The sequence below is a fragment of the Pseudomonas sp. Z1-12 genome (genome assembly GCF_051132015.1).
In the GTDB taxonomy this organism is placed as follows: Bacteria; Pseudomonadota; Gammaproteobacteria; order Pseudomonadales; family Pseudomonadaceae; genus Aquipseudomonas; species Aquipseudomonas zanjanensis.
Window position 1 is genome coordinate 1,248,165 of the sequence record NZ_CP071647.1, and the last position, 21,824, is coordinate 1,269,988.

18 protein-coding genes and 1 pseudogene are annotated in these 21,824 nt (G+C 60.5%); 15 read left to right on the plus strand and 4 right to left on the minus strand.

What is annotated here, in order from left to right; all coding sequences use genetic code 11:
* Positions 1 to 3: 3 nt before the first annotated feature.
* From J3P85_RS05410 to ispD, 7 genes are all read left to right on the plus strand, one after another.
* A complete protein-coding gene (locus J3P85_RS05410) occupies positions 4 to 951 on the plus strand; it encodes an acetyl-CoA carboxylase carboxyltransferase subunit alpha (protein ID WP_434705136.1) in 948 nt (315 codons plus the stop codon).
* Positions 952 to 1,084: 133 nt separating this feature from the next.
* On the plus strand, positions 1,085 to 2,413 hold the full coding sequence (gene tilS / locus J3P85_RS05415; protein WP_434705138.1) for a tRNA lysidine(34) synthetase TilS: 1,329 nt from the start codon (positions 1,085 to 1,087) through the stop codon (positions 2,411 to 2,413).
* A 274-nt stretch (positions 2,414 to 2,687) separates the two neighbouring features.
* Positions 2,688 to 4,319 (plus strand): CTP synthase, encoded by a 1,632-nt coding sequence (locus J3P85_RS05420; RefSeq protein WP_003184880.1) that lies wholly within the window; start codon positions 2,688 to 2,690, stop codon positions 4,317 to 4,319.
* A gap of 4 nt (positions 4,320 to 4,323) precedes the next feature.
* Positions 4,324 to 5,169, plus strand: a complete 846-nt coding sequence (gene kdsA, locus J3P85_RS05425; protein ID WP_053118876.1) for a 3-deoxy-8-phosphooctulonate synthase — start codon at positions 4,324 to 4,326, stop codon at positions 5,167 to 5,169.
* Between the two features lie 206 nt (positions 5,170 to 5,375).
* Positions 5,376 to 6,665, plus strand: a complete 1,290-nt coding sequence (gene eno / locus J3P85_RS05430) for a phosphopyruvate hydratase (protein ID WP_434705140.1) — start codon at positions 5,376 to 5,378, stop codon at positions 6,663 to 6,665.
* A 171-nt stretch (positions 6,666 to 6,836) separates the two neighbouring features.
* Entirely contained in the window at positions 6,837 to 7,115 is a 279-nt protein-coding gene (gene ftsB, locus J3P85_RS05435) for a cell division protein FtsB (RefSeq protein WP_003184873.1), read from the plus strand.
* Positions 7,112 to 7,819 (plus strand): 2-C-methyl-D-erythritol 4-phosphate cytidylyltransferase, encoded by a 708-nt coding sequence (gene ispD, locus J3P85_RS05440; protein ID WP_434705141.1) that lies wholly within the window; start codon positions 7,112 to 7,114, stop codon positions 7,817 to 7,819. Before ftsB ends, ispD begins: the two co-directional genes overlap by 4 nt.
* A 167-nt stretch (positions 7,820 to 7,986) precedes the next feature.
* Here ispD and J3P85_RS05445 read toward each other — a convergent pair whose 3' ends face one another.
* Positions 7,987 to 8,883 carry a LysR substrate-binding domain-containing protein gene (locus J3P85_RS05445; protein ID WP_434705142.1) on the minus strand — a complete coding sequence of 299 codons (897 nt, stop codon included), beginning with the start codon at positions 8,881 to 8,883 and terminating at the stop codon, positions 7,987 to 7,989.
* Between the two features lie 107 nt (positions 8,884 to 8,990).
* On the opposite strand from J3P85_RS05445, the gene J3P85_RS05450 reads away from it, so the two are divergent.
* From J3P85_RS05450 to rpoS, 8 genes and pseudogenes are all read left to right on the plus strand, one after another.
* The gene (locus tag J3P85_RS05450; protein WP_060738985.1) at positions 8,991 to 10,103 is read left to right on the plus strand and encodes an S-(hydroxymethyl)glutathione dehydrogenase/class III alcohol dehydrogenase; all 1,113 of its coding nucleotides are present in this window, start codon (positions 8,991 to 8,993) and stop codon (positions 10,101 to 10,103) included.
* Between the two features lie 8 nt (positions 10,104 to 10,111).
* Complete coding sequence (fghA, locus tag J3P85_RS05455; protein ID WP_250965184.1) at positions 10,112 to 10,957, plus strand: S-formylglutathione hydrolase; 846 nt, start codon at positions 10,112 to 10,114, stop codon at positions 10,955 to 10,957.
* A 43-nt stretch (positions 10,958 to 11,000) separates the two neighbouring features.
* Positions 11,001 to 11,474 carry a 2-C-methyl-D-erythritol 2,4-cyclodiphosphate synthase gene (gene ispF / locus J3P85_RS05460; RefSeq protein ID WP_057451684.1) on the plus strand — a complete coding sequence of 158 codons (474 nt, stop codon included), beginning with the start codon at positions 11,001 to 11,003 and terminating at the stop codon, positions 11,472 to 11,474.
* Positions 11,471 to 12,525, plus strand: a pseudogene (gene truD / locus J3P85_RS05465) (tRNA pseudouridine(13) synthase TruD). The gene ispF and the pseudogene truD overlap by 4 nt, the downstream one beginning before the upstream one ends.
* The gene (gene surE, locus J3P85_RS05470; RefSeq protein ID WP_434705144.1) at positions 12,513 to 13,262 is read left to right on the plus strand and encodes a 5'/3'-nucleotidase SurE; all 750 of its coding nucleotides are present in this window, start codon (positions 12,513 to 12,515) and stop codon (positions 13,260 to 13,262) included. Before truD ends, surE begins: the two are co-directional and overlap by 13 nt.
* A gap of 41 nt (positions 13,263 to 13,303) precedes the next feature.
* A complete protein-coding gene (locus tag J3P85_RS05475; RefSeq protein WP_170862085.1) occupies positions 13,304 to 13,939 on the plus strand; it encodes a protein-L-isoaspartate(D-aspartate) O-methyltransferase in 636 nt (211 codons plus the stop codon).
* A gap of 211 nt (positions 13,940 to 14,150) precedes the next feature.
* On the plus strand, positions 14,151 to 14,996 hold the full coding sequence (locus J3P85_RS05480; RefSeq protein ID WP_186705515.1) for a peptidoglycan DD-metalloendopeptidase family protein: 846 nt from the start codon (positions 14,151 to 14,153) through the stop codon (positions 14,994 to 14,996).
* A gap of 106 nt (positions 14,997 to 15,102) precedes the next feature.
* Positions 15,103 to 16,110: an RNA polymerase sigma factor RpoS gene (rpoS, locus tag J3P85_RS05485; RefSeq protein WP_003198289.1), complete on the plus strand. Its 1,008-nt coding sequence runs from the start codon at positions 15,103 to 15,105 to the stop codon at positions 16,108 to 16,110.
* A 1,216-nt stretch (positions 16,111 to 17,326) separates the two neighbouring features.
* On the opposite strand, the gene fdxA is transcribed toward rpoS, so the two are convergent.
* From fdxA to J3P85_RS05500, 3 genes are all read right to left on the minus strand, one after another.
* Positions 17,327 to 17,650 carry a ferredoxin FdxA gene (gene fdxA, locus J3P85_RS05490; RefSeq protein ID WP_030139464.1) on the minus strand — a complete coding sequence of 108 codons (324 nt, stop codon included), beginning with the start codon at positions 17,648 to 17,650 and terminating at the stop codon, positions 17,327 to 17,329.
* A gap of 142 nt (positions 17,651 to 17,792) precedes the next feature.
* The gene (gene mutS, locus J3P85_RS05495; protein ID WP_434572064.1) at positions 17,793 to 20,360 is read right to left on the minus strand and encodes a DNA mismatch repair protein MutS; all 2,568 of its coding nucleotides are present in this window, start codon (positions 20,358 to 20,360) and stop codon (positions 17,793 to 17,795) included.
* A gap of 677 nt (positions 20,361 to 21,037) precedes the next feature.
* A complete protein-coding gene (locus J3P85_RS05500) occupies positions 21,038 to 21,391 on the minus strand; it encodes a DUF6124 family protein (RefSeq protein WP_434705145.1) in 354 nt (117 codons plus the stop codon).
* Between the last annotated feature and the right edge of the window lie 433 nt (positions 21,392 to 21,824).

The window sequence follows — 21,824 nt, forward strand, 5'->3', positions numbered from 1 at the left end:
CCTATGAACCCGAATTTTCTAGATTTCGAACAGCCGATCGCCGACCTGCAAGCCAAGATCGAAGAGTTGCGCTTGGTCGGTAATGACAATTCGCTGAATATCGGCGATGAAATCTCTCGTCTGCAGGACAAAAGCCGCACGCTGACCGAAGACATCTTCGGCAAGCTGACCAGTTGGCAGATTGCCCGCCTGGCGCGGCACCCACGTCGTCCCTACACCCTGGACTACATCGACCACATCTTCACCGAGTTCGATGAGCTGCACGGCGACCGTCACTTCTCCGACGACGCCGCGATCGTCGGCGGCGTTGCCCGTCTGGACGACCAGCCGGTGATGGTCATCGGTCATCAGAAAGGTCGCGAAGTGCGTGAGAAGGTACGCCGCAACTTCGGCATGCCGCGTCCGGAAGGCTACCGCAAGGCGTGCCGCCTGATGGAAATGGCCGAGCGCTTCAAGATGCCGATCCTGACCTTCATCGACACTCCGGGTGCCTACCCAGGCATTGATGCCGAAGAGCGCAACCAGAGCGAAGCGATTGCCTGGAACCTGCGCGTCATGGCGCGCCTGAAAACCCCGATCATTGCCACCGTGATTGGCGAGGGCGGTTCCGGCGGTGCGTTGGCCATCGGTGTCTGCGACCAGCTGAACATGCTGCAATACTCCACTTACGCGGTGATCTCGCCGGAAGGCTGCGCCTCGATCCTGTGGAAAACCGCCGAGAAGGCGCCGGATGCCGCCGAAGCCATGGGCATTACCGCCGAGCGTCTCAAGGGGCTGGGCATCGTTGATAAAGTGATCAGCGAGCCAGTGGGCGGCGCCCATCGCGACCCAGCCGCAGCCGCTGCACTGATCCGTGCGGAGCTGAGTTCGCAGCTGTCGATGCTCAAGAAGTTCGACAACGACGCGTTGCTGACCCGTCGCTATGAGCGGTTGATGAGCTACGGTCTCTGATTCGAACGCTGTACCCTGTGTGGGAGCGAGCTTGCTCGCGATAGCGGTTTAACATTCAACCGATAAGTTGACTGATACGCCGCCATCGCGAGCAAGCTCGCTCCCACATTTGATTGTGTGAAGGCCAGTTTCCATGAATCAGCCCAGGATTGATCTGCCAACCCGGCTCCTCACACAGCTATCCCCCTGGCGCAACGCCGCCGCCTGGCGCATCGCCTTCTCCGGTGGCCTCGATTCCACCGTCCTGTTGCACCTGCTCGCGACCCTTTCGCAACACCACGCCTTGCCCGCGCTGAGCGCCATCCATGTGCATCACGGCCTTCAGGCTGTGGCCGATGCGTGGCCGGAACATTGCCGTTCGGTCTGTGCGGCCCTGGGCGTGCCGTTGGACGTGGTGAATGTACGCGTGCGTCCCGGCGCCAGTGTCGAGCGCGCCGCCCGTGAGGCGCGTTACGCCGCCTTCGTCGCGGCGATCGGCAGCCATGAAGTGCTGCTCACCGCCCAACATCGTGATGATCAGGCAGAGACCCTGTTGTTTCGCCTGCTGCGGGGGGCGGGAGTGAGGGGGCTGGCGGCGATGCCACGGCAGCGGCCATTAGGCCAGGGGCATCTGCTGCGGCCGTTGCTCGATGTGTCCCGCGTAGAACTGGAAGCCTATGCGGCGCAGCAAGGCTTGAGCTGGATCGACGACCCGTCCAACGATGATCACCGGTACGCGCGCAATTACCTGCGCCAGCGGGTTTTTCCGATGCTGGCCGAGCACTGGCCGCAAGCCTCTTCAACGCTGTCTCGCAGCGCAACGCATATGGGCGAGGCCCAAGGCTTGCTGGACGACTTGGCGCGCATCGACCTGGCCCAGGCCGCGGCCCCGTGTGCGTTCGACTGGCTTGGGCTGCAATCCCTGGCGCTGGCGCCTTTGCGGGCGTTGTCGCCGGCCCGTCAGCGCAATGCCTTGAGCCACTGGCTGGCGCCGCTGACCCTGCTGCCCGACAGCGATCACTGGGCGAGCTGGGATTCGTTGCGCGATGCCGCGGACGATGCCCGGCCAGTCTGGCGCCTGGCCGGTGGTGAGTTGCACCGGGCCGGCGGGCGGGTCTGGTGGTTATCCGACCACTGGCTGTCTTCGCCGCCAGGCGCCGTCGATTGGGCGGATCCGGCGGTTGTGCTGCGCTTGCCGGGCAATGGTCAGCTGCTGCTCAACGGCAAGCCGCCTGCGGGAGCGCTTAGCGTGCGCTATCGTCAAGGCGGCGAGGTGATGGTGCTACCTGGCCGTGGTCATCGTGATCTCAAGCGTTTGCTCAACGAAAAGGGCGTGCCGGCGTTCGTTCGCGACCGATTGCCGCTGCTCTATCAGGGCGAGCAATTGCTGGCGGTGGCCAACCTGGCCGGCCTCGATGCACAGGCTGATGGCAGTTGGCAATTGATCTGGACGCCAGGAAACCAAGATCTGGGTTTGAGCTGAAAGGGGCTTTCCGGTAGACTACGCTCCCTTCTTGATACAACTTCTGTGGATTCGCCTGAATTGCAGGAGTTGCCGATTACCAAGCAGTCTTTGCTGGGCGATTCCAAAAAATGTGTAGCGAGCAACGTACCGGTGATTTCACTTCCGGTCTGTCCCAACGCGGCGGTTTTTTTGAAAGGTGCACTGTGATTAATGCAGGTGATCGGGGGCTTCGGCCTTCCTTCGCTTTCCCCGGCGGCTCGGACCGCTTTAACGCAGACTTCTAGGGTTTTTCATGACGCGCTACATATTCGTCACGGGCGGTGTTGTTTCTTCATTGGGGAAAGGCATTGCCTCGGCTTCATTGGCGGCCATCCTGGAGGCGCGGGGACTTAAGGTCACCATGCTCAAGCTGGACCCGTACATCAACGTCGACCCGGGCACCATGAGCCCGTTCCAGCACGGTGAAGTGTTCGTCACCCACGACGGCGCCGAGACCGACCTGGACCTGGGCCACTACGAGCGGTTCATCCGCACGACCATGACCCAGAACAACAACTTCACCACCGGCCGTGTCTACGAACACGTGCTGCGCAAGGAGCGTCGTGGTGACTACCTGGGCGCGACCATCCAGGTGATCCCGCACATCACCGACGAAATCAAGCGCCGCATCATCAAGGGTGCCGGCGACGCCGACGTGGCGATGGTGGAAATCGGCGGTACCGTGGGCGATATCGAGTCCCAGCCGTTCCTCGAAGCCATCCGCCAGTTGCGTTTCGAAATCGGCGCCAAGCGCGCGATGCTGATGCACCTGACACTGGTGCCGTACATCGCCACCGCCGGCGAAACCAAGACCAAGCCTACCCAGCATTCCGTCAAGGAACTGCGTTCCATCGGCCTGCAGCCGGACGTGCTGATCTGCCGCTCCGATCACCCGATCGACATTTCTTCGCGCCGCAAGATCGCCCAGTTCACCAACGTCGAAGAGCGCGCGGTCATCGGCCTGGAAGACGCCGACACCATCTACAAGATCCCGGGCATCCTGCATTCCCAAGGCCTGGACGATTTCGTCGTCGAGCGTTTCGGCCTGCAATGTGCCGGCGCCGACCTGTCCGAGTGGGACGCCGTGGTCGATGCCAAGCTCAATCCGGAACACGAAGTCACCATCGCCATGGTCGGCAAGTACATGGAGCTGCTGGACGCCTATAAGTCGCTGATCGAAGCGATGAGTCACGCCGGTATCAGCAACCGCACCAAGGTCAACCTGCGCTACATCGATTCCGAAGACATCGAGAACCAGGGCACCGGCCTGCTCGAAGGCGCCGATGCGATCCTCGTGCCGGGCGGCTTCGGCCTGCGGGGCGTGGAAGGCAAGATCACCGCCGTGCAATACGCTCGCGAAAACAAGGTGCCTTACCTGGGGATCTGCCTGGGCATGCAAGTGGCGGTCATCGAGTTCGCCCGTAACGTGCTGGGCTGGAAAGACGCCAACTCCACCGAATTCGATCGCGCCAGCGGCCATCCGGTCGTCGGCCTGATCACCGAGTGGGAAGATGCCACCGGCGCCGTGGAAGTGCGTACCGAAAGCTCGGACCTGGGCGGCACCATGCGTCTCGGTGCCCAGGAGTGCCTGCTCGAAGCCGGCTCCAAGGTGCACGATTGCTACGCCAAGGATGTGATCGTCGAGCGTCACCGTCATCGCTACGAAGTGAACAACAACCTGCTGCCACAACTGATCGAGGCCGGCCTGAAGATTTCTGGTCGTTCCGGTGACGGCGCGCTGGTGGAAGTGGTCGAGTCCCCGGACCATCCATGGTTCGTCGCCTGCCAGTTCCACCCCGAGTTCACCTCGACGCCACGGGACGGTCATCCGTTGTTCAGCGGTTTCGTGAAGGCCGCTTTGGCTCAACACCAGAAAAAGGCATAAGACGATGGCCCAGAAAATCATCCGCGTCGGCGATATCGAGATTGCCAACGACAAGCCCATGGTGCTGTTCGGCGGCATGAACGTACTGGAAAGCCGCGACATGGCGATGCAGGTCTGCGAGGAGTACGTGAAGGTCACCCAGAAACTGGGGATCCCTTATGTGTTCAAGGCCAGTTTCGACAAGGCCAACCGCTCGTCCGTGACATCCTACCGTGGCCCGGGCCTGGAAGAAGGCATGCGAATCTTCCAGGACATCAAGCAAGCCTTCGGCGTGCCGATCATCACCGACGTCCACGAGCCTGCCCAGGCCGCGGTCGTCGCCGAGGTCTGCGACATCATCCAGTTGCCGGCCTTCCTGTCGCGCCAGACCGACCTGGTGGTCGCGATGGCCAAGACCGGCGCGGTGATCAATATCAAGAAGGCCCAGTTCCTCGCGCCCCAGGAAATGAAACACATCCTGAGCAAGTGCGAAGAGGCTGGCAACGACCAGTTGATCCTCTGCGAGCGTGGTTCGAGCTTCGGCTACAACAACTTGGTGGTGGACATGCTCGGCTTCGGCATCATGAAGCAGTTCGAGTACCCGGTGTTCTTCGACGTGACCCATGCGTTGCAGATGCCTGGTGGTCGTTCCGACTCCGCTGGCGGTCGTCGCGCCCAGGTCACCGACCTGGCCAAGGCCGGTATCAGCCAGTCCCTGGCAGGGCTGTTCCTCGAGGCCCACCCCGATCCGGACAACGCCAAGTGCGACGGCCCTTGTGCCTTGCGCTTGAACAAGCTGGAACCTTTCCTGTCTCAGCTCAAGTCGCTTGATGAGCTGGTCAAGGGTTTTCCGACGATAGAAACCGCGTAACGCGGTTTTCTCCGGTAAAGTACCGCTCGATTATCGCTCTGGCCTGCTGGCCGCACTGCTCTTGTGGGAGCATGGCTTGCTGTGGCGAGGGAGCTTGCTCCCGCTGGAGCGCGAAGCGCTCCCATTCGGTCTCTTTTGGCTGAATCGCAACTGAGAGCGAGCACGTTTTCTGCAACGTTCTAGTCAACTTTGGAGTGTTTACAACAATGGCAAAAATCGTCGACATCAAAGGTCGTGAAGTTCTCGACTCCCGTGGCAACCCCACTGTTGAAGCGGACGTGCTTCTCGACAACGGCATCATCGGCAGCGCATGCGCGCCGTCCGGTGCTTCCACTGGCTCGCGCGAAGCGCTGGAGCTGCGTGATGGCGACAAGAGCCGTTACCTGGGCAAGGGCGTGCTCAAAGCCGTTGCCAACATCAACGGTCCGATCCGCGAACTGTTGCTGGGCATGGACCCTGCCGACCAGAAAGCCCTCGATCACGCGATGATCAAGCTCGACGGTACCGAGAACAAAGCCACCCTGGGTGCCAACGCAATCCTCGCCGTGTCCCTGGCCGCCGCCAAGGCTGCCGCCCAGGACCAGGACCTGCCGCTGTACGCGCACATCGCCAACCTCAACGGTACTCCAGGTGTCTATTCGATGCCGGTGCCGATGATGAACATCATCAACGGCGGCGAGCATGCCGATAACAACGTCGACATCCAGGAATTCATGGTGCAGCCGGTTGGTGCCAAGACCTTCTCCGAAGGCCTGCGCATGGGCACCGAGATTTTCCATCACCTCAAGGCCGTGCTGAAAGCCCGTGGCCTGAGCACCGCCGTTGGCGACGAAGGCGGTTTCGCACCGAACCTGGCGTCCAACGAAGACGCGCTGAAAGTGATCTCCGAAGCCGTGGCCAACGCCGGCTACAAGCTGGGCACCGACGTCACCCTGGCCCTGGACTGCGCCGCAAGTGAGTTCTACGAAGACGGCAAGTACAACCTGTCCGGCGAAGGCCAGGTGTTCACCGCCGAAGGTTTCGCCGACTACCTCAAGGGCCTGACCGAACGCTACCCGATCATCTCCATCGAAGACGGCCTGGACGAGTCCGACTGGGCCGGCTGGAAAATCCTCACCGACAAGATCGGCGAGAAAACCCAGCTGGTGGGTGACGACCTGTTCGTGACCAACACCAAGATCCTGAAAGAAGGCATCGACAAGAAGATCGCCAACTCGATCCTGATCAAGTTCAACCAGATCGGCACCCTGACCGAAACCCTGGAAGCCATCCAGATGGCCAAGGCTGCCGGCTACACCGCCGTGATCTCCCACCGCTCCGGTGAAACCGAAGATTCGACCATTGCCGACCTGGCCGTGGGTACTGCGGCAGGCCAGATCAAGACCGGTTCGCTGTGCCGCTCCGACCGCGTTTCCAAGTACAACCAACTGCTGCGTATCGAAGAGCAGTTGAATGGCAAGGCCAAGTACAACGGTCGCGCCGAGTTTCGCGGTTAAGCGGTAAATGGTAAAAAGACAGCGGGTTAGGTCGTAAAGGTCGCCATGACGGCGGTTTTGCCTCTAACCTGATGCCTTATCAAGCACAAGCCTGGGTTCTCCAGGCTTCGTGCTATCAGACGCTTCAAAGTTTGGCATGGCGGTCTTTTTTCACTGGATACCTGATATTCGATGCGCAGTCCCAATTGGTTGTTTCTTGTCTTGCTCCTGTTGCTGGCCGGCCTGCAGTACCGCCTGTGGGTGGGTAATGGCAGCCTGGCGCAAGTGGCCGACCTGACTCAGCAAATTGCCGATCAACACGCTGAGAACGAGGCGTTGCTGGAGCGTAATCGAGTGATGGACGCCGAAGTGACCGAGTTGAAAAAAGGCATGGAGACCGTTGAAGAACGGGCTCGCCATGAATTGGGCATGGTCAAGGAGGGCGAAACCCTCTACCAGTTGGCCCAATGAGCATTCGTCTACCAGCCTTCTGGGCCGTGATTCCTGCCGCGGGCGTTGGTGCCCGGATGGCCGCCGACCGTCCCAAGCAATACCTGCAGTTGGGCGGACGCACAATTCTCGAACACAGCCTCGGCTGTTTCCTCGATCACCCCACCGTCAAGGGTGTGGTGGTCAGCCTTGCCCACGACGATCCTTACTGGCCGACCCTGGCCTGTGCCAGCGACACACGCATCCAGCGCGTCGACGGTGGCGAGCAACGTTCGGATTCGGTGCTCAATGCCTTGTTGCATCTTCACGAGCAGGGCGCCGATGATTTCGATTGGGTGCTGGTGCACGACGCCGCCCGGCCCAACCTGTCCCGGGACGACTTGGACACATTGCTTAGCGAGTTGGCGAACGACCCGGTTGGCGGCCTGCTGGCCGTCCCGGCGCGCGACACCCTCAAGCGCGTCGACAAGCATGGCCGTGTGCTGGAAACCGTTGATCGCAGCGTGATCTGGCAAGCCTACACGCCGCAGATGTTCCGCCTCGGTGCCTTGCATCGGGCCCTGGCCGACAGCCTGGTGGCGGATGCGGTGATTACCGACGAAGCCTCTGCCATGGAATGGGCGGGGCAGGCGCCTCGGTTGATTGAAGGGCGCTCGGACAATATCAAGGTCACCCGGCCGGAAGACCTGGAGTGGTTGCGTCAGCGGTGGGTGAATCGGCGTTAAGCTGGATCTGTTTGCTCATTGGATCGTCATCGTCTGGGCCGGCGCCATCGCGAGCAAGCTCGCTCCCACAGGGTTTATCGTCGAATGATGGACGTGTGTTCACACCGGTCCACTGTGGGAGCGAGCTTGCTCGCGATGACGTCACCCCAGGCAACAAAGAACCCTAATCACCCCCGGTATTCAGGCCGCTCAGCCAACCCCCCCTTCAAATAATCCACCAACTTGCGCACCTTCGGCGACAGATGCCGCTGCTGCGGATACAGCGCCCACACCGCCGTATTCGGCGGCTGATGAGCCTCCAGCAGCGAGATCAACGCACCATTGTGCAAATGTTCCAGCACGTAATAGTCCGGCAATTGGCACAACCCCACCCCTTGCAGCGCCGCGTCGAGCACCGCTTGCCCACTGTTGCAGCGCCAGTTTCCCTGGACTCGCTGGGAAAACTCCCGCCCGTTCTGCTCAAGTTGCCAGAGGTCGGAGCTGCCGATCAGGCAATTGTGGCGGCTCAGCTCCGACACGCTATGGGGGCGACCGTAGCGTTCCAGGTAAGAGGGTGAGGCGCACAGGTACATGCGTCGCGGTGCCAGACGCGTGGCGACCAGGCGCGAGTCCTGCAAGCGGCCAAGGCGAATCGCCAGGTCCAGCCCTTCATGCACCAGATCCAGCGGGCGATTGCTCAGCTCGATGTCGACCCGCAGCTGCGGATAAAGCCCCATGAACCGCGTCACCAGCGGCACGATAAACCGCTCACCATAGGCCACGGCACAGGTCATGCGCAGCATGCCCTTGGGCTCACTGGTCAGGTCGCCGACGGCTCGCAGTGCTTCCTCGCGTCCGTCCTGCAGGCGCTGGCAATGCTGCAAAAAGGTTTGTCCGGCTTCGGTCAGCGTCACGCGGCGGGTACTGCGGTAGAGCAAGCGCGTCTGTAGACGCTCTTCAAGCCGTACGATTTGTCGACTGATATGGGAAGACGACACCCCGAGGCGTTCGGCGGCGGCGGTGAACTGGCTGCATTCGGCCACGGCGACAAACTCGTCGATGCCTTCCCAGCGGTTATCAGACATGCAGGATTATCCCTATACAGCAATAATGTTTTGCTTTTGGCTGGATTATTCATTGTCCGGCGGAGGATTACACTCCCGGTCTTGTTTTTATTTGCTGGAGAATCCGGATGATCAAGTCCCGCGCTGCCGTTGCCTTCGAGGCCAAGAAACCCCTGGAAATCGTTGAAGTCGACGTGGCCATGCCCAAGGCGGGCGAAGTGCTGTTGCGCGTGGTGGCTTCCGGTGTTTGCCATACCGACGCCTACACCTTGTCGGGCGCTGACCCCGAAGGAATCTTCCCGTCGATCCTGGGCCATGAAGGCGGTGCCATTGTCGAAGCCATCGGCGAAGGCGTGACCTCGGTGGCAGTGGGTGACCATGTGATCCCGCTGTACACGCCGGAGTGCGGCCAGTGCAAGTTCTGCAAGTCGGGCAAGACCAACCTCTGCCAGGCGATTCGCGCCACCCAGGGCAAAGGCCTGATGCCGGACGGCACCTCGCGCTTTTCCTACAAGGGCGAGACGATTTTCCACTACATGGGCACCTCGACCTTTTCTGAATATACCGTGCTGCCAGAAATCTCTGTCGCCAAGATTCCAAAAGAAGCGCCGCTGGAAAAAGTCTGCCTGCTGGGTTGTGGCGTCACCACCGGCATCGGCGCGGTGCTCAACACTGCCAAGGTCAAGCCGGGTGACACCGTGGCGATCTTCGGCCTGGGCGGCATCGGCCTGTCGGCCGTGATCGGCGCCGTGAAGGCCAAGGCCGCGCGCATCATTGCCATTGACATCAACCCGGCCAAGTTCGAAATCGCCAAGCAACTGGGTGCCACCGATTGCGTCAACCCGAAAGACTTCGATCGACCTATCCAGGAAGTCATCGTCGACATGACGGACGGCGGCGTGGACTTTTCCTTCGAGTGCATCGGCAATGTCCAGTTGATGCGTGCCGCCCTGGAATGCTGCCACAAAGGTTGGGGCGAGTCGGTGATCATCGGCGTGGCCGGGGCCGGCCAGGAAATCGCCACCCGTCCATTCCAGTTGGTAACCGGGCGCGTCTGGCGCGGTTCGGCCTTTGGCGGCGTGCGTGGTCGCAGCGAGTTGCCAAGCTACGTGGAAATGGCCGAGAAGGGCGAGATCCCGTTGGATACCTTCATCACCCACACCATGGGCCTGGAAGATATCAACAAGGCGTTCGACCTGATGCATGAAGGCAAGAGCATCCGTACCGTAATCCATTTCTGAGGTCGGTCATGAGTCTGGAAAACATCTCTTGCCAGAAAAGCTTCGGCGGCTGGCACAAGCGTTACCGGCACCGTTCCGATGTGCTGGGTTGTGACATGGTGTTTGCCGTGTACCTGCCGCCGCAAGCCGAGCAGGGCGGCAAGTTGCCGGTGCTGTATTGGCTGTCCGGGCTGACCTGCACCGACGAGAATTTCATGCAAAAGGCCGGCGCCCAGCGCATGGCCGCCGAGCTGGGCCTGATCATTGTCGCGCCGGACACCAGCCCCCGCGGCGCCGACGTGCCCGGCGATCCGGACAATGCCTGGGACTTCGGCCTGGGGGCGGGTTTTTATCTGAACGCCACGCAGGATCCGTGGGCGCGGCACTATCGGATGCATGACTACGTGGTGCAGGAATTGCCGGCGCTGGTCGAAGCGCATTTCCCGGCTTCGGACAAACGCGGCATCAGCGGTCACTCCATGGGCGGCCACGGCGCGCTGGTCTGCGCCTTGCGCAACCCGGGGCGTTACCGTTCGGTGTCGGCCTTTTCGCCGATCAACAACCCGATGGATTGCCCGTGGGGCCAGAAGGCTTTCTCCCGTTACCTGGGAGAAGACCGCTCGAAATGGCGGGAATGGGATGCCTGTGCATTGATTGCCGAGGCGCAGGAGAAGCTGCCATTGCTGGTAGACCAGGGCGATCGCGATGATTTCCTGGCCAACCAACTCAAGCCCGAAGCGTTGCAACAGGCGGCCAAATCCGCCGATCATCCGTTGGAGCTGCGCCTGCAACCAGGCTATGACCACAGCTACTTCTTCATCGCCAGCTTCATTGACGACCACTTGCAGCATCATGCGCGCGCTCTAAACGCCTAATGCAGGTAGAATCACGCCCTGACAAAAATCGGGGCGTTTTTTTATGCGTATTGGCCACGGCTACGATGTTCACCGTTTTGCTGAAGGCGACTTCATTACTCTGGGCGGCGTGCGGATCGCACACGGCTTCGGGCTGCTCGCGCATTCTGACGGTGATGTCCTGCTGCATGCCTTGAGCGATGCACTGCTCGGTGCCGCAGCCCTGGGTGACATCGGCAAGCACTTCCCCGACACCGACCCGCAATTCAAGGGTGCCGATAGCCGTGTGCTGTTGCGCCATGTGGTCGCGCTGATCCACGCCAAGGGCTGGAAAGTCGGTAATGTCGATAACACTATCGTGGCCCAGGCCCCAAAAATGGCCCCGCACATCGAGGCGATGCGCCAGTTGATCGCCGAGGATCTTCAAGTTGAGTTGGACCAAGTGAACGTGAAAGCCACCACCACCGAGAAGCTGGGTTTCGTCGGTCGCGAAGAAGGCATTGCCGTCCACTCCGTTGCCTTGTTGCTGCGCCCATGACCGAACTGGAATTGTTGGGGCCACGGGCCTACGGCGAGTCGTTGGGCAGCGCGGTACTCAAGGCCAGCGCTGAAGATTTCCAGGTCGATGAAGTGCTCGACATCCCGTTGACCGGCGATGGCGAACACTTGTGGATCTGGGTTGAAAAACGCGGCTTGAATACCGAAGAGGCCGCCCGTCGAATCGCCAAGGCCGCCGGCGTGCCGTTGCGCACCGCTATGCCGGGCTCAAGGACCGTCAGGCCCTGACTCGCCAATGGTTCAGCGTCCAATTGCCAGGCAAGGCCGATCCCGACTTGTCGGCGGCGGAGAACGACACGCTGAAAATCCTCAAGACCGCACGCCATCGGCGCAAGCTGCAACGCGGCGCGCACTCGGCCAATGGCTTTACCTTGCGCCTGACTCAATTCAAGGGCGACGTGGCGGCGATCGACGCGCGGCTGCAACAGATTGTCCGCCAGGGCATCCCCAATTATTTTGGCGCCCAGCGCTTCGGCCATGATGGCGGCAATGTCGTCGATGCCCGTGCCTGGGCCGCGCGCAAGGCGTTGCCGGAACAGCGCAATGTACGCTCGCGGCTGTTGTCCACCGCCCGCAGTTTCCTGTTCAACCGGGTGCTGGCGGCACGGGTCGCCGACGGGACCTGGCAGCGTGCCCAGGTAGGCGACTTGCTCGCCTTCACCGACAGCCGCAGTTTCTTCCCCGCTGGTGAGGCTGAGTGCAGCGATCCGCGCCTGGCCATTCTCGACCTGCACCCGACCGGGCCGCAGTGGGGCGAAGGACCTTCGCCCGCCGCTGGCGTGGTCTTCGAGTTGGAGCAGGCTATCGCCGAAGGCGAAGCGGATTTGCGCGACTGGTTGATAAACGCGGGAATGAGTCACGAACGTCGCATCCTGCGACTGCCCATTGGCGGGCTGTCGTGGCATTATCCCGAGCCTGACATTCTGCAACTGGAATTCGTCCTGCCGGCCGGATGTTTCGCCACTGTCTTGGTGCGCGAACTCGTCGATCTGGTGCCGGTGGGGCAGACGGACAGCCCATGCGTATTCTGATTTCTAACGACGACGGGGTGACAGCACCCGGTCTTGCCGCGCTTTATGCTGCGCTGGCGGATTTTGCCGAGTGCGTGGTCATCGCCCCGGACCAGGACAAAAGCGGCGCCAGCAGCTCGCTGACGCTCGACCGTCCTTTGCATCCCTGCTATCTGGACAACGGTTTCATCAGCCTCAACGGCACCCCGACCGATTGCGTGCACCTGGGCCTCAACGGCTTGCTGGAGCGTGAGCCGGACATGGTGGCGTCGGGCATCAACCTGGGGGCCAACCTGGGGGATGACGTGTTGTATTCCGGCACGGTTGCCGCTGCCCTGGAAGGTCGCTTCCTGGAAAAGCCGTCGTTCGCCTTTTCGTTCGTTTCCCGGCAGGTCGATAACTTGCCGACCGCCGCCTACTTCGCCCGCAAACTGGTTGAAGCCCATGGTGCGCTGGACCTGCCGCCACGCACGGTACTGAACGTGAACATCCCTAACCTGCCGCTCGATCACATCCGTGGCATCCAACTCACGCGCCTGGGCCATCGTGCCCGCGCCGCCAAACCGATGCACGTCGTCGACCCGCGCGGCAAGGCCGGTTACTGGATCGCCGCCGCCGGCGATGCCGAGGATGGCGGGCCGGGCACTGATTTCCATGCGGTGATGCAAGGTTATGTCTCGATCACGCCGTTGCAACTCGACCGTACCTTCAACGACGCCTTCCGAAGTCTCGATGGCTGGCTGGAGGGGCTGCGCTGATGGCTCGTGAGCAAGACGATATGCTGCGCCGTGGAATCGGCATGACCTCCCAGCGCACCCGTGAACGACTGATCCAGCGTCTCTACGAAGAAGGCCTGTCCAACGCCCAAGTGTTGGAGGTGATCCGCCGCACGCCGCGCCATCTGTTCGTCGATGAAGCCCTGGCCCATCGCGCCTATGAAGACACGGCGTTGCCGATTGGCCACAACCAGACCATTTCCCAGCCGTACATGGTGGCTCGCATGAGTGAGTTGCTGCTGGAGGCGGGACCGCTGGACAAGGTGATGGAGATCGGCACCGGTTCGGGTTACCAGACGGCGGTGTTGTCGCAACTGGTCGAACGGGTGTTTTCCGTGGAGCGGATCAAGGTCCTGCAGGATCGCGCCAAGGAGCGCCTGGTGGAACTGAACCTGCGCAACGTGGTGTTTCGTTGGGGCGATGGCTGGGAAGGTTGGCCGGCCTTGGCACCGTACAACGGCATCATCGTCACCGCCGTTGCCACCGACGTGCCTCAAGCCCTGTTGGATCAGCTCGCCCCCGGTGGACGGCTGGTCATCCCGGTGGGCGCCGGTGAGGTTCAGCAACTGATGCTGATCGTGCGCGAGGAACACGGTTTTTCGCGACACGTCCTGGGGGCGGTGCGGTTTGTGCCGTTACTCAATGGGCCGTTGGCCTGAGCATTTATATACAGACGCTGAATTCCGTGGCCACGCCTGTGTCTCACAGCGGTATCGATTCGCTGAACAGAGCCCAATGGCGTCGAGCAAACGTGTGCGGTGGTGAATTGCGTTTCATTAATAGAGGCGCAGTCGTCGCCAGCTATATTTGTATGAACGCTGCCTGGACAGGCAGCCTCCAATTTTTCAGCCACCACAAAGGGAGCGGCGGGTGAGTCTCACAGTCATTGCGCAGCGTATGGGTATCACGAGCTTTCAGCGCCTGGTGACTGGCCTTGTCTTGAGCACTTTGCTGGTCGGTTGTTCCAGTACGCCGTCGAGCAATGTCCGGGTTGTCGATCGCAACAGCGCAACACCTCAACGTCCTACGGTAACGACCGGCCAATATGTAGTCCGTCGCGGCGATACGCTGTTTTCCATCGCTTTTCGCTACGGCTGGGACTACAAGGCCCTCGCGGCGCGGAACAACATTCCTGCGCCTTATACGATTCACCCCGGTCAGACGATTCGTTTCGATGGCCGTAGCGGTTCAACGCCTACCGCGGTGGTGACGCAATCGGGTTCGACGCCTTCGTCGTCGAGCAAAACCACGGTCATCCGCCGGCCAGCGGGGGCTGGAACGGCTGTAGTACCGTCCGTCGCGAGCAAACCGACCCCCGCTCCGATGCCTCCCGCAGGCCCCGCCCCGACAGGCTGGGGATGGCCTTCTAATGGCGTTCTCATTGGAAAATTCTCTTCAAACGGTAGTTTGAATAAAGGAATTGATATCGCCGGGGATTTGGGACAGCCTGTTTTAGCTGCGTCTGATGGCACGGTTGTGTACGCCGGGAGTGGTTTGAGGGGCTACGGCGAACTCGTCATCATCAAACACAGCGATACCTACGTCAGTGCCTACGGTCACAACCGCAGGCTGTTGGTTCGGGAGGGGCAGCAGGTCAAGGTCGGACAGACAATTGCCGAAATGGGATCAACGGGAACAGACCGGGTGAAACTGCATTTTGAGATTCGCCGGCAAGGTAAACCAGTCGATCCGCTGCAATTCCTGCCACGTCGTTGATTTGATTGTCAGCCTGTTCCGTCACGTAGAGGGAACAGGCTCCAGCGTTGCCAAGGATAAAGGCGTCGCTCGAGCTTGAGGTCGAACTCACCAAAGGACTATAACAATGGCTCTCAGTAAAGAAGTGCCGGAGTTTGACATCGACGATGAGGTTCTCCTTATGGAGACCGGCATCGCTATGGATTCGATGTCGAATGATGAAGGGGCGACTCCACCTTCCGTTCGTGCCAAATCCAAACACTCCGCTTCACTTAAACAACATAAGTACATCGATTACACCCGGGCGCTGGACGCCACTCAGCTGTACCTCAACGAAATCGGTTTCTCGCCACTGCTCTCCCCCGAGGAAGAAGTTCATTTTGCGCGGCTGTCGCAAAGTGGTGACCCGGCCGGTCGAAAACGCATGATTGAAAGCAACCTGCGCCTGGTGGTGAAAATCGCCCGACGCTACGTCAATCGCGGGCTTTCGCTGCTGGACCTGATCGAAGAGGGCAACCTGGGCCTGATTCGCGCCGTCGAGAAATTCGACCCTGAGCGCGGCTTCCGTTTCTCGACCTACGCCACCTGGTGGATCCGCCAGACCATCGAACGGGCGATCATGAACCAGACCCGGACGATCCGGTTGCCGATTCATGTGGTCAAGGAACTGAACGTCTACCTGCGGGCCGCCCGTGAGTTGACCCAGAAACTCGATCATGAACCTTCACCTGAGGAAATCGCCAACCTGCTGGAAAAACCGGTGGGTGAGGTCAAGCGCATGCTTGGGCTTAACGAGCGGGTTTCCTCGGTAGACGTTTCCCTGGGGCCGGACTCGGATAAAACCTTGCTGGATACCCTCACGGACGATCGGCCCACTGACCCGTGTGAACTGCTTCAGGATGATGACCTGTCCCAGAGCATCGACCAATGGCTCTCGGAGTTGACCGACAAGCAACGGGAAGTGGTGATTCGCCGCTTTGGCTTGCGGGGGCACGAAAGCAGCACGCTTGAAGATGTCGGGCTGGAGATTGGGTTGACGCGTGAGCGGGTCAGGCAGATCCAGGTTGAAGGTCTCAAGCGTTTGCGGGAGATCCTGGAGAAGAACGGCTTGTCGAGCGAGTCGTTGTTTCAGTAACACCGAGGTAAGTGCAGCAGAAACGCGCCCTGACTGGCGGTGATGCTGTGCAGTTTGAAAAAAGCGGTGCTTCCCAGAAACGGGAAGTGCCGTTTTTTTGGGCTTGGGTTTGGGGGGGCATTCGTTTCAAAACGAGGTGGCCTTGTAGCCAACCTGGTTCTTGGCGAGACGGCGTCCGCCCTGTGGAAGCGGGCTTGCTCGTGAAGCCGGCGTTACCGTCGATGATAATTGAATGTGCTGGCCCCATCGCGAGCAAGCTCGCTCCCACAGGTTTTGCGATGTGTATGGGTTTTGTGTCTGCTGTAGATCCAATGTGGGAGCGAGCTTGCTCGCGATAGCGGTGGCTCAGCCACATAGATGTCGGCCTGTGCCCCGCTCATGCCGTTGCCGTTGCCGTTGCCGTTGCCGTTGCCGTTGCCGTTGCCGTTGCTCTTGCTTTGGATTTTGATCTTGATCTGGGCGCCCCGTTAAACCACGCTGGCCGAACGCAGGCATTGCGCAGTGGGCATCCCGGCATGGATGCCGGGATAGCCGCGCTGGGCCATGGATGGCCCTTCGCGGCGGCCCACGGAGCAATGCCGGAGTGAGGGCACACCGAGCCTAAGCGAGGTGCCGAGTGGTGGGGCAAAGCGCTTTTGGTTACTTTTGGCGCTCTTCCAAAAGTGACCCGCTGTAAGAGCGGAACCGCCAGTGGCCGTTACCGCAGCAACGGATATACACACCACCCATGAACCTCCCTCGTAAAACGATAGACCAACAGGTTCGAAGCTTCTGCGTTTCCAGAGGGTCGCTTCCCCAACCCAGCTCCATTTATAGGTTCAGCTTGTAAGCTTTTGCCTAGTGTTGCGTAAGCGATCGGTTCCTCATCGCCGGGACAGACCGCTATAAACGCCGTGATCTTTTCGTATTCATATGATTTATAAGGGAAATTATTTGGTGAACATAGTGTGACCGAGCAAGCCACCTGTATCACCCGCGTTGCACTCGCCTGGGAAGACACTAATATCAGCCCTGTGTCGACGGACAGACACACCCGTCAAGGACGATGGGAACGGAAGGACATCGCAGGATGCGATTCATCAGGACGATGAATAGGATTAAAGGGATTAGGGAAAAAATGTGGGCGGGTCAAACCGCCCCTTTTTTTGCCTGCGATTTCTTAATCCGAAAAAGCAAAAAGGCCCGCAAGGGGCCTTTTCGACGAACGCAGGGATGATCAGCGTTCGAGGTCTGCGATCTTGCCAGTCTTGCCATCCCACTCTTCGGCGTCTGGCAGGGCGTCTTTCTTCTCGGTGATGTTCGGCCAGATGTCCGCCAGCTCGGCGTTCAGCTCGATGAAATTCTCCATGCCGGCCGGCACTTCGTCTTCCGAGAAAATGGCATTTGCCGGGCATTCCGGTTCACACAGGGCGCAGTCGATGCACTCGTCCGGGTGAATGACCAGGAAATTCGGGCCTTCGTAAAAGCAGTCCACCGGACACACTTCTACGCAGTCGGTGTACTTGCACTTGATGCAGTTGTCGGTGACGACGAAGGTCATTTCTAATTCTCTCCTCAGGCGGCTGTCGCGAAGCCCCTTCACGGCGGGGTCGCGAGGTTTGGGAGCGGTAGTCTGCGAACCAGGCTAATAGCCCGCAGCATCCCAAACCGCGCGAGATTCTAACAGCTTGAAAGCCTGTGCGTTAGATCCGTGTTTTCAATGTATAGAGCAATTCGAGTGCCCGACGTGGCGTCAGGTCGTCCACATCGAGCTTGGCCAGTTCATCGAGCACCGGATGCGGCAGGCTGGCGAACAGGTCGCTTTGCTGTGGCGCGGCCGGTTTGCCTTTAGTCGGGCGTGGTGCTTCGTGGGGCAAGCTGGTGGTTTCCAGGCGGCTCAGGTGCTCGCGGGCACGGCTGATCACTTCGCTCGGCACGCCGGCCAGTTGCGCCACCGCCAAGCCGTAGCTCTGGCTGGCCGGGCCGGGCAGCACGTGGTGCAGGAAGACGATGCGCTCGTTGTGCTCGGTGGCGTTGAGGTGGACGTTGGCCACCAGCGGCTGGCTTTCCGGCAATACGGTGAGTTCGAAATAATGGGTGGCGAACAGCGTATAGGCCCGCAGGTGCGCGAGGCGTTCGGCCGCGGCCCAGGCCAGGGACAAGCCGTCGAAGGTGCTGGTGCCGCGGCCGACTTCGTCCATCAGCACCAGGCTGCGTTCGGTGGCGTTGTGCAGGATATTCGCGGTTTCGCTCATTTCCACCATGAATGTCGAGCGCCCACCGGCCAGGTCATCACTGGAGCCGATCCGGGTAAAGATGCGGTCCACCAAGGACAATTCGCAACTGGCCGCCGGGACGAAGCTGCCAATGTGGGCCAGCAGCACGATCAACGCGGTCTGGCGCATGTAGGTGGATTTACCGCCCATGTTCGGACCGGTGATCACCAGCATGCGGGTGTTGTCGTCCAGGCTCAGGTCGTTGGCCACGAACGGCGTGGTCAGGACTTGCTCGACCACTGGGTGACGACCCTGGCTGATGCGCATGCATGGTTCGCTGACGAAGCGTGGGCAGTTGAGGTCCAGGTTCAAGGCCCGTTCAGCCAGGTTGCTCAGCACATCCAGTTCCGCCAAGGCGCCGGCGGTGTCCTGCAAGGGCGGCAATTGGCTGATCAGATCCTCGAGCAGCGCTTCGTAGAGCATTTTTTCCCGGGCCAGGGCGCGACTCTTGGCCGACAGCGCCTTGTCTTCAAACGCCTTGAGTTCCGGGGTGATGAAACGCTCGGCGCCCTTGAGGGTCTGGCGGCGGACGTAGTCGGCCGGGGCCTGCTCAGCCTGTTTGCTTGGCAGTTCGATGAAGTAACCGTGAATTCGGTTGTAGCCGACCTTGAGGTTGGCCAGTCCGGTGCGGGCTTTTTCCCGGGCCTCGAGGTCGATCAGGAACTGGCCGGCGTTCTCGCTCAGCGCTTGCAGCTCGTCGAGTTCGGCGTCGTAGCCGGTTTTCAGCACGCCACCGTCACGGATCACCGCCGGCGGGTTGTCGATAATGGCTTTTTCCAGCAGCGCGGCCAGCTCCGGGTAGGTGCTGGTGGTTTGTGCCAGTTGTTGCAGGTGCGGCGCTTCGAGGTCGGTCATCGCCACCTGCAGTTCAGGCAACGCGCCGAGGGCATCGCGCAAGCGCGCCAAGTCACGGGGACGGGCGTTGCGCAGGCCAATACGCGCGAGGATCCGCTCGATGTCGCCGATTTCCTTGAGCTGCGGTTGCAGCTGCTCGAAGCGATAGCGGTCCAGCAGGCAAGTAATGGAAGACTGGCGCGCTGTCAGTACCGTCAGGTCCCGCAGCGGACGGTTCAACCAGCGGGTCAGCAGGCGGCTGCCCATGGCGGTCTGGCAGCGATCGACCACCGATTGCAAGGTGTTGTCGCGCCCGCCGGCCAGGTTGGTGTCCAGCTCCAGGTTGCGTCGGCTCGCGCCGTCCAGCACCACGGTGTCATCCAGGCGCTCGTGACGCAGGCTGCGCAAGTGGGGCAGGGCGGTGCGCTGGGTTTCCTTGGCGTAGGCCAGCAGACAACCGGCCGCGCCGATGGCCAGGGTCAGGTTCTCGCAACCGAAGCCCTTGAGGTCCTGGGTGGAAAACTGCTGGCAGAGACTTTTCAGCGCCGAGTCGCGCTCGAAATCCCACGGCGCCCGCCGACGTACGCCACGGCGTTTTTCTGCTGGCAGGTCTTTGGGCCAGTCATCGGGAATCAACAGTTCGACCGGATTGACCCGCTCAAGCTCCGCCAGCAGGTTTTCCCAGCCCTTGATTTCCAGCACCGAGAAATTGCCACTGGTGATGTCCAGGACCGCCAGGCCGAACAGGCGCTCATCGCCCAGCACCGCGGCGATCAGGTTGTCCCGGCGTTCATCCAGCAAGGCTTCGTCACTGACTGTACCCGGTGTGATGATCCGCACGACTTGGCGTTCGACAGGCCCTTTGCTGGTGGCCGGGTCGCCGACTTGCTCGCAGATCACCACGGATTCGCCGAGCTTGACCAGCTTCGCCAGGTAACCTTCCGCCGCGTGGTAAGGAATCCCACACATCGGTATCGCCATGCCCGCCGATTGCCCACGCGCCGTCAGGGTGATGTCCAATAGCTTGGCGGCTTTCTTCGCGTCCTCGTAGAAGATCTCGTAGAAGTCGCCCATGCGGTAGAACATCAGCTGATCGGGGTGCTGGTTCTTCAGGCGCCAGTATTGCTGCATCATCGGCGTGTGGGAGGACAGGTCGTTCACGGCGGTATTCATGGGTGTCAGGGAAGCTCGTTGAAAGGTGTGGGGCAAAAGGAGGGGCATTGGCCCGGCTTTTCCGCGATGGGCGCAAGGTTAACATGGGCGGTCTGGTGCTACCCATATGTGAGCTGGTTTTTGGGGTGGGGTGTATATCCGTTATTTGGGTAACGGCTGCTTATGGTTCCGCCCTGACGGCGGGTCACTTTCGAAAAGCGCGAAAGTAACCAAAGCGCTTTTGCCCCACCACTCGGTGCCTCGCCTAGGCTCGGCATGCCCTCACTCCGGCATTGCTCCGTGGGCCCGCCGCGAAGGGCCATCCATGGCCCAGCGCGGCTAACCCGGCATCCATGCCGGGTTGCCCACTGCGCAATACCTCCGTTCAGCCATCGTGGTTAACGGGGCGCGCCAGATCAAAAACAAAACCGAGGCGGCCTGATAGCCGACCTGGCTCTCCCGGTCGTACATCCATCATATCTGTGGAAGCAAAGCTTGCTCGCGAGGCGGCCTTACAGCCGACCTGTTTCTCCGGCTGTACCCTGATCCAATTGTGGGAGCGAGCTTGCTCGCGATGACGGCTGCCAATACAACTTAATTGTAACTGGACTACCGCCATCGCGAGCAAGCTCGCTCCCACAGTGATGACTCGGGTTTCTCTTAGGTCTTGGCTTGCATCATGAGTGCTACCTCACCTCAACCACATCCAACGCCCGGTTCGCCAGCAACTGGCTCAACTCGATCATCTGTTGAACCCCCAGCAAGATATTCCGCCGCGAGCCTTTCAGGTCGAATGCCAGGTCACTGACCATGGCATTGGCCGAGGCCAGGGTTTCGCTGAGGTTGGCGAGCAGGCATTCGGCGTCGACGTTGGGGGCGATGACGAAAAGGGTGTCGGGCGTGTCAGCGGTTTCCTTGTCGGTTTTCGGCTTGAGGTAATAGTCCAGGGCGCGGGTGGCCGCGTCGTCGAGTTTCTTGGCGTTGGCCGATTGGCTGCGGGAGACGTGATCGTCTGGGGGATTTGGAGTGTTCTTGCTCATGATGCTTGGATCCTCGAAGTGGGAGCCATCACCGATTCGCTACTAAACGAAATGGGTGGCAGCTGTACGCAGGTTAGTAGACCGGGGATCCAAGAAACCGGCGCACCCGAGGGCGCCCTGCGCACAGCTACCATCGAATGCAGGAATGGGAATACCTGACTTGGATGGAGCGATGTACATCTTGGAAATACCGGGCTACTAAACCCGATCACTGATGGGCAGTGACCGGATCAAAAGTACCGGTGGCCCCCAAGGCGCACAAGCCGGCGGATTCTGGCGTAGTTGTAGGCAGAGGCGCAAGGAAACGTAGCCTTGTGTCGCATATTTGAAGGACGGGCTTGAAGTCTTTTCTTAGGGACGTGTAGGGGCAAATCCCAGGTAGGAGGGTTTGGCTTTTGTAGGAGCTGGCGAAGCCTGCGATCTTTTGATTTTT

Bases quoted from the DNA above. Each gene is read 5' to 3' on its own strand.
- J3P85_RS05410 (WP_434705136.1), top strand. From the start codon at position 4: ATGAACCCGAATTTTCTAGATTTCGAACAGCCGATCGCCGACCTGCAA.
- tilS (WP_434705138.1), top strand. From the start codon at position 1,085: ATGAATCAGCCCAGGATTGATCTGCCAACCCGGCTCCTCACACAGCTA.
- J3P85_RS05420 (WP_003184880.1), top strand. From the start codon at position 2,688: ATGACGCGCTACATATTCGTCACGGGCGGTGTTGTTTCTTCATTGGGG.
- kdsA (WP_053118876.1), top strand. From the start codon at position 4,324: ATGGCCCAGAAAATCATCCGCGTCGGCGATATCGAGATTGCCAACGAC.
- eno (WP_434705140.1), top strand. From the start codon at position 5,376: ATGGCAAAAATCGTCGACATCAAAGGTCGTGAAGTTCTCGACTCCCGT.
- ftsB (WP_003184873.1), top strand. From the start codon at position 6,837: ATGCGCAGTCCCAATTGGTTGTTTCTTGTCTTGCTCCTGTTGCTGGCC.
- ispD (WP_434705141.1), top strand. From the start codon at position 7,112: ATGAGCATTCGTCTACCAGCCTTCTGGGCCGTGATTCCTGCCGCGGGC.
- J3P85_RS05445 (WP_434705142.1), bottom strand. From the start codon at position 8,883: ATGTCTGATAACCGCTGGGAAGGCATCGACGAGTTTGTCGCCGTGGCC.
- J3P85_RS05450 (WP_060738985.1), top strand. From the start codon at position 8,991: ATGATCAAGTCCCGCGCTGCCGTTGCCTTCGAGGCCAAGAAACCCCTG.
- fghA (WP_250965184.1), top strand. From the start codon at position 10,112: ATGAGTCTGGAAAACATCTCTTGCCAGAAAAGCTTCGGCGGCTGGCAC.
- ispF (WP_057451684.1), top strand. From the start codon at position 11,001: ATGCGTATTGGCCACGGCTACGATGTTCACCGTTTTGCTGAAGGCGAC.
- surE (WP_434705144.1), top strand. From the start codon at position 12,513: ATGCGTATTCTGATTTCTAACGACGACGGGGTGACAGCACCCGGTCTT.
- J3P85_RS05475 (WP_170862085.1), top strand. From the start codon at position 13,304: ATGACCTCCCAGCGCACCCGTGAACGACTGATCCAGCGTCTCTACGAA.
- rpoS (WP_003198289.1), top strand. From the start codon at position 15,103: ATGGCTCTCAGTAAAGAAGTGCCGGAGTTTGACATCGACGATGAGGTT.
- fdxA (WP_030139464.1), bottom strand. From the start codon at position 17,650: ATGACCTTCGTCGTCACCGACAACTGCATCAAGTGCAAGTACACCGAC.
- J3P85_RS05500 (WP_434705145.1), bottom strand. From the start codon at position 21,391: ATGAGCAAGAACACTCCAAATCCCCCAGACGATCACGTCTCCCGCAGC.